Origin of the sequence: Pedobacter sp. KBW06, assembly GCF_003852525.1 — a bacterium.
GTDB lineage: Bacteria > Bacteroidota > Bacteroidia > Sphingobacteriales > Sphingobacteriaceae > Pedobacter.
The window spans coordinates 98,853-113,688 of the sequence record NZ_QAJL01000005.1 but is presented as its reverse complement, the minus strand read 5'-3'; the positions used below and the strand labels follow the sequence as shown (position 1 = coordinate 113,688).

Here is a 14,836-nt window from a genome sequence, read left to right as displayed (position 1 = left end):
ATCGCAACTTACATAAATTAGGGCCATTAAAACTAAACCATTTATAGAGCCAAATCGTTATGCAGGTTATTCTCGGTGTCATTTTCCATTTTACAGGAGGCTTTGCCTCGGGTAGTTTTTACATTCCTTATAAAAAAGTGAAGGGCTGGGCCTGGGAAAGTTACTGGATTGTAGGCGGACTTTTCTCCTGGCTCATCATTCCGCCACTTGCCGCTTACCTGACGATTGCAGATTTCCCTGTTATCATTGCGGCAACACATGGAAAAATCCTGCTCCTCACCTATTTTTTTGGTGTACTCTGGGGCATCGGCGGGCTTACCTACGGATTGGGTGTCAGGTACCTGGGCGTTTCCCTGGGCAGCTCCATCATTCTTGGCCTCTGCTCCGTTTTTGGCGCACTGATCCCCTCAATCTATTACAACTTCGAGCCTAAATCCGGAAAAGACAGCTTTACCGATATGATCAACAGCCAATGGGGACAAATGGTCTTACTCGGACTACTGGTCTGCGTTCTGGGCATCATCATTTGCGGCAAAGCCGGAGGCATGAAAGAAAAAGACCTCCTGTCTGCCGGAAAAACGGACCCTTCCAATAAAGAATATAAGCTGGGTTTAGGCCTGGTCTTATCCATTGTATCCGGGATCCTCAGCGCCTGCTTTGCCTTTGGTATTGACGCGGGGAAAGACATGGCCCATCAGGCCAATGAAATCTGGAAAAGCACACATCCCAATGAGGGAGAGTTTCTTTTTCAAAACAATGTGACGTATATCCTCATTTTATGGGGCGGACTAACCACCAACCTGGTCTGGTGCATGGTACTGAACTTCCGCAATAAAACTTTTAAAGATTATACCAATAAAAGCACGCCTTTACTCGCAAATTATGCCTTCTCGGCATTGGCCGGTACCACCTGGTTTTTACAGTTCTTTTTTTACGGAATGGGCGAAAGTAAACTCGGAAACGGTGCCAGCTCCTGGATCCTGCACATGGCCTTTATTATACTGGTAGCCAATGTATGGGGCCTGGTACTCAAAGAATGGACCGGCGTAAAAAGAAAAACCCTGACGACAGTAATCCTGGGAATAACTATGATTATCTTGTCTGTAGTGATCGTCGGATATGGAAATTCTATCAAATAAAAACAACATAACTACTGGAATTTATGACTTCTCGAACAACTGATTTTAAGCATGTCAGCCATTTATGGGATGATGCAAAGGCAGCTGAACTGGCCGGAGACGAAATCGCATTGCTGATCTACCGTTCAAATTTACTGGGTGCAGATTTGCGCTTAACCAATTACGGAGGCGGCAATACGTCCTGTAAGGCGATCACCAAGCACCCCTTAACCGGCGAATATACAGAGGTAATGTGGGTTAAGGGATCCGGCGGGGATATCGGAACCCTTCAAAAGAGCGGCCTTGCAGCTTTGTACGTAGATCAGCTTCGAAACCTGAAAAACGTTTACAGAGGTCTGGCTTATGAGGACGAAATGGTTGCCTTATTTAACCATTGTATCTATGACCTCGAATCAAAAGCACCTTCTATTGATACACCATTACATGGTTTCCTGCCCTTCGCCCATATAGACCATTTACATCCCGATGCGGCGATTGCGATCGCTGCAGCTGCAGATGGGGAGCAAATTACCAATGAATTGTTTAAGGGAACAATTGGATGGGTTCCCTGGCAGAAACCTGGTTTTGAACTGGGCCTGCAATTGCGCAAATGCCTGGACAACCATCCGGGAATCAAAGGAATTATACTGGGTTCACATGGCTTGTTCACCTGGGGAGATACTGCTCATGAATGCTACCTCAATACACTTGAGGTGGTTGAAAAATGTTCGGAATACCTGGAATCCGCATACGAAAAAAAAGGCCCTGCATTTGGCGGACAAAAGATTGCCGGCAGCAGTCTGGATTTACGCCGGAAACAGGCATCAGTCATCGCCCCTGTTTTGAGAGGCCTCTGCTCAAATGAAAAACACATGGTTGGCCATTTTACAGATGATGCCCGTGTATTGGAATTCATCAATTCCTATGACCTGGAACGCCTGGCCCCAATGGGAACGAGCTGTCCGGACCATTTTTTGAGGACCAAAATCAGTCCCCTGGTTTTGAAACTGGATGCTCATGAAAACCTCAGCGATTTAAAAGCGGTCCGGGAAAAACTGATACCCGAATTTGAAGCCTACCGTAAAATGTATGCGGAATATTACGACTCCTGTAAACATGAGGACAGTCCGCCGATCCGGGATGCCAATCCGGTCATCATTCTATACCCTGGAATTGGCCTGTTTTCTTTCGCTAAAGATAAACAGACGGCAAGGGTTGCGGCCGAATTTTATACCAATGCCATCAATGTAATGAAGGGCGCTGAAGCCATTTCCCAATATACCGCATTGCCAAAACAGGAAGCCTTTAATATAGAATACTGGTTGCTGGAAGAAGCAAAATTACAGCGGATGCCGAAACCCAAAGCCCTTACCGGAAAGATTGCCCTCATTACAGGCAGTGCAGGGGGAATTGGAAAGGCAATTGCTAAAAAATTCATCGCAGAAGGTGCCTGTGTAATGATCAATGACAATGATGCCGCGCGACTGGCAAATGCAGAGCAAAGCTTTAAAGCAGAATTCAGTAAAGATGCCTATGCCACCGTTTTACTCGATGTAACCGACGCAGAGGCGATCCGCAATGCATTTGATTATAGCGGTTTAGCCTTTGGTGGCGTAGACATTGTCGTCAACTGCGCCGGAATCTCCATATCCAAGCCCATTGAAGAGCATACCGAAAAAGACTGGGACCTTCTGTACGACATCCTCGTGAAAGGCCAGTTCCTGGTTACGCAGGCTGGGGTTGAAATCCTGAGAAAGCAAAATATCGGCGGCGATGTCATCAATATTGTCAGCAAGAATGCCCTGGTTTCCGGGCCCAACAATGCGGGATATGGTTCTGCAAAAGCCGCTCAGCTACACCTGAGCAGACTAAATGCGGCAGAACTTGGTGGAGATCACATCCGTGTAAACACCGTTAATCCCGATGCTGTAATCTCGGATAGTAAAATCTGGGAAGGTGCCTGGGCCGAAGGAAGGGCAAAAGCCTATGGAATTACCGTAGCAGAGTTGCCTGCTTTCTACGCAAAACGTACCTTACTCAATGAAATGATCCTGCCTGAAGACATTGCAAATGCCTGCTTTGTTTTTGTAGGCGGATTGATGAATAAATCAACCGGAAATGTATTAAATGTAGATGGTGGCGTAGCCAATGCCTTTTTACGTTAAAAAACAGATTATGAAATTAGAACCAAATCAAATTGCCTCACATAATGAGCGTTTACTGTCCAGGCACGAGCAAAAACTGGCTTTCGTTACAGAAGAGATCCCAAATGCAAAAGATATCCTGCAGAAAATCAGCGATTTTCAGATCGGAATCCCAAGCTGGGCTTTAGGAACAGGTGGAACCCGCTTTGGCAGATTTTCCCTTGGAGGTGAACCCGGAAACATAGAAGAAAAGCTCGAAGACATTGGCCTGCTTCATCAGCTGAATGCTTCAAGTGCGGCAGTTTCACTGCACATTCCATGGGATACCACCACGAATGTTCCTGCGATAAGAGCACTGGCCGCACAGTATGGTTTACATTTTGATGCAATGAATTCCAATACTTTTCAGGATCAGGCCAATCAGCCGCACAGTTATAAATTCGGCTCCCTGCAACATGTAAACAAGGAGGTCAGAAAACAAGCCATCGCGCATAATATCGAGGTGATCCGCCAGGGTGTAGAACTGGGCTCCAATGCCTTGACCATCTGGTTAGCCGATGGCTCCTGCTTCCCCGGACAACTTAATTTCAGAAAGGCTTTTGAAAACACACTGGAAAGCCTTCAGGAAATATATGCCGCTTTACCGGCAGACTGGAAAGTATTTGTAGAATATAAAGCCTTCGAGCCTAATTTTTATTCGACCACGGTTGGCGACTGGGGACAGTCCTTATTGTACGCCAATAAGCTTGGGCCTAAAGCCTTTACTTTAGTTGACCTTGGACATCACCTGCCGAATGCCAACATTGAACAGATCGTATCCCTGCTGCTGATGGAAGGAAAGCTCGGGGGCTTCCATTTTAACGATTCAAAATACGGAGATGACGACCTCACTGCCGGATGTATGAAACCCTATCAGCTCTTCCTTATCTTTAATGAACTGGTAGAAGGAATGGACCAACGCGGAATAAACCATAAGGACGACCTTGCCTGGATGATCGATGCCTCGCACAATGTCAAAGATCCGCTGGAAGACCTGCTCCAATCGGTGGAGGCCATCATGATCGCTTATGCACAGGCACTTGCTGTAGACCGGACTGCCCTGGTACAGGCGCAGCAGGAAAACGATGTGGTCCGTTGCCAGGAAATACTGCAGCAGGCCTTCAGAACAGATGTCCGGCCATTGGTTGCAGAGGCCCGTTTACGTGCCGGCGCGGCTTTATCGCCCTTAAGTCTATACAGAGAAACGGAAGTCCGCAAAGAACTGATCAGAAACCGGGGCAGTAAAACCATCGCTACAGGATTATAATTAATGGGACAACAAAACAAACCGGTTCCTGTAATTGCCATCTTTGATGTCGGCAAAACGAACAAGAAATTGTTCCTGTTTAACGAGCAGTACCAAATCGTTTTTGAAAGAACAGGGAGATTTACCGAAACCGTTGATGAAGATGGTGATCCATGTGAAAATCTGGAAAGCCTGCGGCTCTCGATATTCGACTCCCTGAGGGAAGTCTTTAAAAATGAGCAATTCGAAGTCAAATCCATCAATTTCACCACTTATGGCGCGAGTCTGGTCTATATCGATAAAGATGGCCAGCCTTTGGCTCCTTTATACAACTACCTGAAACCCTATCCTGAGGCCCTGAAATCTCAGTTTTACGCTGGATTTGGAGGCGAGGAAGCATTTTCCAATACCACGGCCTCCCCCGTTCTGGGGAGCCTGAATTCCGGCCTGCAGTTGTATCGGATGAAACACGAAAAACCTGAGCTTTTTAAACAGATCAGGTATGCACTTCATTTGCCTCAATACCTGAGTTACCTCATCTCAGGAGCACTTTATTCTGACCTTACCAGCATTGGTTGCCATACTGCGCTCTGGAATTTTAAAACCCAGGACTATCATGAATGGGTAAAAGCAGAGGGAATTCTGGATAAACTGGCCCCTATTGCGCCTTCAGACCATGTGATGCCCGCGGCCTTTCCCGGAAACAATTATGCCGTAGGTATCGGATTCCACGACAGTTCGGCGGCACTGATCCCTTACCTCATCAATTTTCAGGAGCCTTTTATCTTATTGTCTACAGGAACCTGGTGCATCAGCCTGAATCCATTTAACTCGACTCCGCTAACGGTAGAAGAACTCAAGAACGACTGCCTGTGTTACCTTCAGTTTGAGGGGAAACCGGTAAAGGCCTCGCGTGTTTTTGCCGGTTATGAACATGAGCAGCAGGTAAAACGGATTGCTGCCCATTTTGGGGGCGATGTGATCAGTTACCGCAACGCAGTGTACGATCCGGGGATCATCGAAATGCTCAGGAAAGACGATAAGCCGGAACCGGAATCAGGCTCGGAAACAATCAGGGAGTCGCGCTTTTCCAAAAGAAACCTATCCGGCTATGCCACCGACCTGATTGCTTATCATCAGCTCATGCTGGACCTTGTAGATCAGCAATGCCAGGCTACACAAAGGGTATTAAAGGGAACGAAGGTAAAACGAATTTTCGTGGACGGAGGCTTTAGCAAAAATGCCATATTCATGAACCTGTTGTCGGCCTCTTTTCCTGAGCTCGAAGTATTTGCGGCTTCTATGGCACAGGCTACGGCAGTCGGCGCTGCGCTTGCGATCCACAAGTCGTGGAATACCAAGCCTTTGCCAAACGACATTATACAACTCAAATTTTATTCGGCAGCACAACATCATTACTGATCCTCTGCCTTTTAAAGCGACTTCTGGCCGGAAGATTTCATCTTCTGGCCTTTTTGTTTTGGGGCAGGTTTTCCCTTTCCTCAGTCATTGTGGTACTTGTCGCTTTAAGATGCTTTACACCATCCCTGTTTTCTCCCAAAAAACATCCCTTGCTTAAATACGTTTGAGGGGGCTATGAGCCCTAACAGGCCCATCCAACCCCTATCCTTAGCTTGAGCCAAACCAGGATAATTCAGGCATTGTATGCCCTATTGAACTTGCCTTGCATGCAGGACGGTGCAGGTTGCCGGGGCAAATCTGATGTACGAGATTAGCCCTGTCATCCCCGTTTAAACATCAAGTAAATCGTTAAAATGAACAAAAACTTACCAAACCAAATTAAAGCATCATGAAAAAGAAAAATTTAACCGGGCTATTAAAAAAAGGAATAGGCCTCATGTGCGGTCTGTGCCTTCTCAGCACTTTCATTTATGCACAGAATTTAAAAATTACGGGAAAGGTGACAGACCTTAGCGACGGAGGACCGCTTCCCGGCGTCTCTGTTAAAGTTAAAAACACAGCAACAGGAACAGTAACCAATACCAGCGGAAGCTTTGCCCTGGAAGCAGCCAGAGGATCTGTCCTTGTTTTCAGCTATATTGGTTATGCCAGCAAAGAATTGACCATAGCTGACAACAGCCAGATCAATGTGGCGCTTTCTGCTCAGAACGACCAGTTGTCTGAAGTAATCGTAATCGGTTACGGGACAACTCAGAAGAAAGACCTCACCGGTTCTGTTTCCAGCATTTCGGCCTCGCAGATTAAAGACTTACCTGTAAGCTCCATCGACCAGAAAATGGTCGGACAAATTGCGGGTGTCCAGATCAGTACCCCAACCGGTGCGCCAGGTGGCGGAGTAAACATACAGGTCAGAGGTGCCGGTTCTATCGGTGCATCCAATAGTCCTTTATTCGTGGTGGATGGTTTCGCGATCTCAAACACAGGTGGCCAGAGTTACAATCCGCTGAACGTCCTGAGCCCCGATGATATCGAATCAGTAACCGTTTTAAAAGACGCATCATCCACTGCAATATATGGCTCCAGAGGCTCCAACGGAGTGATTGTCATCACGACCAAAAAAGGGAAAGCCGGTATTCCGGTAGTCAGTGTAAACAGTTACATCGGCAGTCAGCAGGTCCCTCAAAAAGGCCGCCCTCAGGTGCTTAATGGTACGGAATATGCGCAATTCAGAAAAGACATCATCACCGATGATTTTGCTTCCAGAGGTTTGGTTGCCACAGACAATGATATCCCGGCAGAATTCAGAAACCCTTCCCAATACGGTGAAGGCACCAACTGGTACGATGCCGTATTGCGCACAGCGATGCAAAACAGTATCGACGCAAGCATCAGAGGAGGATCTGAACAAACAAAATACTCCGCTTCCATCAACAGACTGGAGCAGGAAGGAACAGTAAGGTATACCGACTACAAACGCTATTCTGTAAATTTCAACCTTGAATCCGAGCTGAGTAAAAAAATTAAGCTAGGCATTAGCCTCGCCCCAAGTGGCGGTACACAGAACCGGAGTGGATTTGAATCCGGACAAAGGGATGTGCTGACCCGTGCACTTTGGCTTAGCCCGCTGGTTCCGGTTACGGATGCAGCAGGAAAAAGAACTGTTTTTATCACCTCACCCGGTGCTATAGGCGCAGGAAATCCATTAAATACCCTGGAGTTTTCAGGTACCAAAGCCAATTATTTCAGAGGTCTTGCCACTGCTTTTGCGGAATACCAGATCATTGATGGTTTGAAAGCAAAGTACAGCTTTAACCTGGACTACACCAATAACAGCTCCTTTGCATTCAGTCCGACTTTTGTGATCGGTGAAACCGGAAACCAAAAACCAAATCTTTCTATACCCAGCTCCAATACCGCGCAGAACACCAATACCAACTGGCTTTCAGAGTTTACACTGGGTTACGACAAGAGTTTTGGCAAGGACCACCGGATCAATGCAATTGTCGGATATACCGCACAGAAAGAACGGTATAACGGATATTCTTTTGGGGCAACAAATTACCCGGATGATCTTATTAAAACGATTAATGCTTCCACATTACTCAATGGCGCAAGTGCAGGGGTAGAAAAATGGTCACTTATCTCCTACCTTGCCAGGGTAAACTATACCTTTAAAGACAGGTACCTGCTCACCGGTACCATTCGTTCTGACGGCTCTTCGCGTTTTGGTGCCAGCGTTCGTTACGGAATCTTTCCATCAGGTGCATTTGCCTGGAGGGTTTCCGAAGAGGAGTTCCTTAAAAATGTAAAATGGATCAGCGACCTGAAGTTAAGGACCACTTATGGCCGTACAGGTAATTTTAACATCGGTAATTATTCCTATGCTTCCGGAATAGGATCTGCAAATTACTCCTTTGGCGGACAACTCGCCAGTGGCCGGGCATCGGGATCGATTGCCAATGAAAACCTGACCTGGGAAAATTCAGATGAATTTGATTTAGGACTGGATTTCTCCGTGTTTAACAGCAGGCTGAACCTGACCGCAGATTTCTACAACCGCATCACCAGCTCCCTGCTTTTGAATGTTGAACTTCCCCTTGCCTCAGGATTCTCTGCAGCTACCGTAAACCTGGGGAAAGTGAGAAACCGGGGTTTTGAATTTGGACTGACTTCCAAAAACCTGACCGGTGCATTCACCTGGAACACGAATTTCAATATCAGCTTTAACCGGAACATCGTTTTAGAACTCAACCCGGGGAACAACAACGCACCCATCTACAGCGGACGCAGTGGTGAGGGTAATTATACCCACATCAGTCAGGTTGGAAAACCTTTGGGGCAATTCTTCGGATTTGTATTTGATGGCATTTACCAAAACGCAGCTGAACTTGCCAGTCAGCCAAAACACAATTCTTCTATAGTCGGCTCAGTGAGATACAAGGATATCGATGGCAATGGCGTGATTGAAGCGGTTAAAGATTTCACTGTGATCGGAAACGCACAGCCCGATTTCAACTACGGAATCACCAATAACTTCGGTTATCAAAATTTCGACCTGACAGTCCTGATCATCGGTTCACAAGGCGGACAAATCATGAAAACCGGGAATGAATTCTTAACCAATATCGACGGTGTGTTCAATGTAGACCGTAAAGTATTAAACAGATTCAGGTCTCCTTCCAACCCTGGTGATGGTCTCGTGCCTACCACAGTAAACGGCAGAACGCTTTATCGTGAAGTCAACTCCCAATGGATAGAAGATGCCAGTTTCATGCGCATCCAGAATGTCACCTTAGGCTACAACTTCAAGCAAAAGTTCATCAGCAACTCCAGGTTCATCAAGGGGCTCCGCTTATACGGCAGCGTACAGAATCTCGTGACCTTCAGCAAGTACAGCGGTGCGAATCCTCAGGCCAGTACCAATGATGGTTTTTCTGTGCTCACTCCGGGACGCGATTTCACCAGTTATCCGCTGCCAAGAGTCATTACCGCAGGAATTAACATGACTTTTTAACCTTTAAAGAATTTAACAATGAGAACTCAATCGAAATATATATTCCTGGCGCTCCTTTCCATCGCCATTTCATTTGGAGGATGTAAAAAGAGCTTTTTAAATCAGGAACCGGAATCCGGCTTAACAGATGCCAATTTCTGGAAAACAGAATCAGACCTTAAACAAGGTGTTGTGGGTGCCTATAGCAGCTTACGTGGAATGGGAACCTTTAGTTATTGGGTGTTTGGCGAAATGCGTTCAGACAATACCACCTTCCAGTACAATGCACCACAAAGGGGCCAGGAAAACAGAGAACTGGTAGATCAGCTTTTGGTAAGCGCTACCAATACCCTGATTCAGGACTACTGGAGAGATTGTTATGTAGCCATTTCCCGCTGTAACGATGTCTTGAACAATGTCGGCAGAATTGACATGCCGGATGCGTCCAAAACTCAGGCCACAGGAGAAGTTAAGTTTCTCCGTGCTTTTCATTATTTCAATCTCGTGAGGCAATTTGGCGGGGTCCCTTTACGTCTGGAAGCGATCAAATCCCCGACGCAGGCACCTTCAAAAGGCAGGGCTTCAGTAGATGAAGTTTATAACCAGATCATCACAGACCTGACGGATGCCGCCAATGCTTTACCTGAGGCGGGCAGTTATCCTGCTTCTGAAAAAGGACGCGTCTCAAAAGGTGCCGCAAATGCCCTCCTTGGAGAAGTGTACATGACACAGAAAAAGTTTGGAGATGCCTTGATTGCATTGAGAAAAGTGACCGGATATAGTCTGTTATCTGCTTATAAAGACATTTTCCTTACTACGAACAAGAACAATGCGGAATCTATATTTGAGATCCAGTATTATTCAACAGCAGGTACAAACTTGTCGAGTAATTTCATGTATCAGTTTGCCCCCTTCAACTCAGGTACGGCTGTAACCAATGATCCGGGAACAAACCTCAACTTTAACAGTGGCTGGAACACGCCAACTACCGACCTGATTGCGGCTTATGAGCCTGGCGATTTACGTAAGGACGTTTCTTTGGCTGAAGGTTTTAACAGCGGCTCTGGCTTTGTGGCAGTGCCTTACGTCAAAAAATACAACCAGGGTTTTGTACAGCCGGGCCAGACGAATGTTAACTTCCCTGTGATCCGCTATGCTGATGTCATGCTGATGATCGCGGAATGTTTAAACGAGCAGGGATTTGTACCCGATGGAGAAGCCTTTGGTTTACTCAACCAGGTCAGAAGACGTGCCGGGCTTGCGGCCAAGAGCTTTGGAAACCCAATTCCTACGCTCAGCATCGGCAGTCAGACAGAATTCAGAACCGCGATGGATCAGGAACGCAAAGTAGAGCTTGCTTTTGAAAATCACCGCTGGTATGACCTTGTCCGGACAGGTACAGCAATACCGGTATTGACTGCTCATGGGCAAAGGGAGATTGCCAAAAATCCAAGTCAGTTCCCTGCGGGATCTTACCAGCCTACGCAAAACAAACTCTTACTGCCAATCCCCCAACGGGAGGTTACCCTCGATAATTTACCGCAGAACCCTCAGTAAAAACATTAGCGCTCTCTTTTTAGGTTAATTATGCTGGCAGTTGTGGCGACTGTCAGCATTTTTTGTAACGATACCATATCCAATTGCCTCTTCAGGTCATAAATCAGGCACATCACAGGACAGTACAGGTTGCTAATCATCGTCAGGGGATTTATTATTGTAAAATAACACCTAACTTTATACTGATGAACCTTTATTTCAAGAAATCCCTTTCCTTGTTCCTTCCGATCCTGTTTACCTTACCATCAACCGGACAGACAAAAGGCCCACTGACGGCTAAACCTGGCGCCTTACAATGTGAATACCTCGTCAATCCAATAGGCATTGATGCTTTAAAACCACGTTTATCCTGGCTGATGACCGATTCACGTCAGGGTGCTCAGCAAACAGCTTATCGAATTGTGGTTGGAAAGGATTCGGCAGCCGTCAGTAAAAAGAAAGGGAATTCCTGGGATTCAGGGAAAACAAATTCCGCAATTGCGCTGCTCAACTATGCTGGTGAACCCCTGAACGCGTTTACCAAATATTTCTGGACAGTAGAGCTCTGGGACAAAGATGGAAAATTAGCAGGTAATGCACCGGTTGCGAGTTTTGAAACCGGTATGATGACGGCAGACCATTGGAAAGGTGCCTGGATCAGCGATGGAAAGGATGTCAATAAACGTCCTGCCCCTTATTTCAGGAAAACATTTGAACCTTCAAAGCAGGTTAAATCTGCCCGTGCCTATATCGCTGCTGCCGGATTATACGAGTTGTACCTGAATGGCAAAAAGGTGGGCAATCACCGCCTCGACCCGATGTATACCCGTTTTGACAAAAGAAATTTATACGTCTCCTACGACGTGACTGCCCAGTTGAAAAAAGGCAGCAATGCAATTGGTGTACTTCTGGGAAATGGCTGGTACAACCACCAGGCCATCGCGGTCTGGAATTTTGATAAAGCGGCCTGGAGGGCAAGACCGGCCTTTTGTATGGACCTGAGAATAACTTATACCGATGGAAGCACTGCAGTGATTACTTCGGGTCAGGACTGGAAAACCAGTTTAAGTCCCGTTATATCGAATAACATTTATACTGCCGAGCATTATGATTTCCGTCTGGAACAACCGGGATGGAATACCGCAGATTTTGACGACCGCAAATGGGAACGGGTTGTCATCAGGAAAGCACCTTCAGATCTAGTGGTCAGTCAGGCCATGCAGCCGATCCGGAATGTGAAGGAGATCCCGGTTAAATCGATGAAAAAGTTCAACGATACGACTTATGTTTTTGACCTTGGCCAGAATATATCCGGTGTCAGCAAAATCAGGGTTAAGGGACCTGAAGGCACTATAATTCGTTTGAAACATGGGGAACGCCTGTATGCCAATGGCAGGGTTGACCTTTCCAATATTGATGTATACTACCGTCCCAAAGATCAGACCGATCCTTTTCAAACCGACATCATCACCTTATCGGGAAAAGGGGAACTGGAATTCATGCCTAAATTTAACTATAAAGGCTTTCAGTATGTAGAAGTGACCAGTAGTAAAGCCATAGCACTGAACAAGGAAAGCATTACCGGTTACTTTATGCATAGTGATGTGGCGCCAAAAGGCAAAATCAGCTCTTCTAATCCATTAATAGACCGCTTGTGGTGGGCAACCAACAATTCTTATTTATCTAACCTTATGGGCTATCCTACCGACTGCCCGCAACGGGAGAAGAATGGCTGGACGGGTGATGGACATTTCGCCATAGAAACAGGCCTGTTTAATTTCGACGGGATCACGGTTTATGAGAAATGGCTGGCAGACCACAGGGATGAACAAAAGCCCAATGGCGTATTACCGGATATTATTCCTACCGGAGGCTGGGGTTATGGAACAGCAAACGGAACCGACTGGACCAGTACAATAGCCATCATCCCATGGAACATCTATCTTTTCTACGGGGACAGTCAGCTGCTTGCAGACAGCTACGGGAGTATGAAAAAGTATGTGGATTACCTCACACAAATCAGTCCGAATGGCCTGACTACGTTTGGTCGAGGGGATTGGGTGCCGGTAAAATCAAAATCAGACCTGGAGTATACTTCTTCCACTTATTATTTCGTAGATGCAACCATCCTTTATAAAACGGCCAAACTGCTGAATAAACAGGCGGATTATGAGCATTACCTTGCGCTCGCTGAAAAGATCAGGACCTCTATTAATGACAAATATTTCAATGCCGAAACGGGGATTTACGCTTCGGGAGTACAAACCGAACTGAGCGTTGCCCTGCAATGGGGGCTCGTACCGGAAGCACTTAAACTCAAAGTTGCAGAAAACCTGGCCAAAAGGGTTGCGGCAGATGGCATGCACCTGGATGTTGGGGTCCTCGGCGCGAAAGCGATATTGAATGCCCTTAGCGAGAATGGACAGGCAGAAACTGCCTATAAGCTGGCCGCACAGGACACCTACCCTTCCTGGGGATGGTGGATTGTAAACGGGGCCACTACCCTTTATGAAAACTGGGACATCAAGGCGGAAAGGGACATCTCTTTAAACCATATGATGTTCGGGGAAATCGGTGGCTGGTTCTTTAAGGGACTGGGTGGGATCCATCCGGATGAGCAGCATCCTGGCTTTAAGCGCATCCAGCTCCGCCCTAACTTTGTATCGGGACTGGAGCATTTCACAGCAGAACATGAAGGACCTTATGGTAAAATTATATCAGCCTGGAAAAGATCAGGAAACAAGGTGATTTATACAGTTACCATTCCGGCCAATTCAGATGCAATAGTTAATTTTCCGGTAACACCGGGTAAAAAAGTATACCAAAACGGGAAGGTTATTGCGCCGAAGCTTACACTTGCAGCGGGGGTATACCAATTTGAAATCGCTTAAATGAGCGATCAGATCATGAACAAACAATTCACTCAGTCAACATAACTGACAAAAAATGAATTACTTAAAATTTAATAACCATCAGGAATGAGGAATGGATATATAAGTATTCAAAAAAGCTTATATATTTGGGCTCAAATTTTACAATTTATATTTTTATGGCAAAGGCATCTGAAATTAAAGTAGGAAATATTTTACGTTTCAACAACGAACTGGTATCAGTTACTGAAATCTTACACCGTACACCTGGTAAAGGTGGCGCTTTCTACTTGGGAAAATTTCGCAATATTAAAACAGGCAAAATTGTAGAAGCCCGTTTAGGAACTGATGAGGCAGTTGAAATTTGCCGTGTAGAAACTAATGACTATCAATATCTATATGAAGAAGGTGATTATTTTGTAGTAATGGACAATGTCTCTTTTGAGCAGTTCAGCGTTGCAAAAGCATTATTCGGACCATCTGCAAGATTTCTAAAAGAAGGAATGGATGTGATCGTTTCTTTCGAAAGCGAAGAACCAATCATGGCTCAGGCACCAAACTTTGTGGAACTGGAAATTACTTACGCAGAACCAGCTGTTAAAGGTGATACTTCTTCAGGTGCTTTGAAAATGGTAACTACCGAAAATGGTGTGGAACTAAAAGTACCTTTGTTTGTAAACCAGGGTGATAAAGTAAAAGTAGATACCCGCACAGGAGAATATGTGGAGCGCGTAAAATAAGGGTAGTATTTTATAACTATAAAAAATGGGGCTAAAGTAAAACTTAGCCCCATTTTTTTGATGTAATCCCTATCTCGGGTTCAGTTTTTATAATTTTTCTACTTCTTCGACGGAAAGACCGGTAGTTTCAGCAATCAATTCAGCTGACATACCTTCTTTTTTGAGATTTATAGCGATTTCGAATTTCCCTTCTAATTTCCCTTCTAATTTCCCTTCTAGTCTCGCTTT

8 protein-coding genes are annotated in these 14,836 nt (G+C 45.8%); all 8 read left to right on the top strand.

The window, feature by feature from the left end; genetic code table 11:
- Window positions 1–59: 59 nt before the first annotated feature.
- The 8 genes from rhaT (at window position 60) to efp (ending at window position 14,608) form a co-directional block, all read left to right on the top strand.
- A complete protein-coding gene (rhaT, locus tag DBR43_RS26715) occupies window positions 60–1,139 on the top strand; it encodes an L-rhamnose/proton symporter RhaT (protein WP_124586399.1) in 1,080 nt (359 codons plus the stop codon).
- Between the two features lie 23 nt (window positions 1,140–1,162).
- The gene (locus tag DBR43_RS26710) at window positions 1,163–3,283 is read left to right on the top strand and encodes a bifunctional aldolase/short-chain dehydrogenase (protein WP_124586398.1); all 2,121 of its coding nucleotides are present in this window, start codon (window positions 1,163–1,165) and stop codon (window positions 3,281–3,283) included.
- 10 nt (window positions 3,284–3,293) lie between these two features.
- Entirely contained in the window at window positions 3,294–4,568 is a 1,275-nt protein-coding gene (locus DBR43_RS26705) for a TIM barrel protein (RefSeq protein ID WP_124586397.1), read from the top strand.
- A gap of 3 nt (window positions 4,569–4,571) precedes the next feature.
- Window positions 4,572–5,969: an FGGY-family carbohydrate kinase gene (locus DBR43_RS26700; RefSeq protein ID WP_124586396.1), complete on the top strand. Its 1,398-nt coding sequence runs from the start codon at window positions 4,572–4,574 to the stop codon at window positions 5,967–5,969.
- Window positions 5,970–6,357: 388 nt separating this feature from the next.
- Entirely contained in the window at window positions 6,358–9,483 is a 3,126-nt protein-coding gene (locus tag DBR43_RS26695; protein WP_124586395.1) for a SusC/RagA family TonB-linked outer membrane protein, read from the top strand.
- Window positions 9,484–9,501: 18 nt separating this feature from the next.
- Window positions 9,502–11,019, top strand: a complete 1,518-nt coding sequence (locus DBR43_RS26690) for a RagB/SusD family nutrient uptake outer membrane protein (protein WP_124586394.1) — start codon at window positions 9,502–9,504, stop codon at window positions 11,017–11,019.
- Between the two features lie 185 nt (window positions 11,020–11,204).
- Complete coding sequence (locus DBR43_RS26685) at window positions 11,205–13,889, top strand: glycoside hydrolase family 78 protein (protein WP_124586393.1); 2,685 nt, start codon at window positions 11,205–11,207, stop codon at window positions 13,887–13,889.
- 158 nt (window positions 13,890–14,047) lie between these two features.
- Complete coding sequence (gene efp / locus DBR43_RS26680) at window positions 14,048–14,608, top strand: elongation factor P (protein ID WP_124586392.1); 561 nt, start codon at window positions 14,048–14,050, stop codon at window positions 14,606–14,608.
- Window positions 14,609–14,836 lie beyond the last annotated feature (228 nt).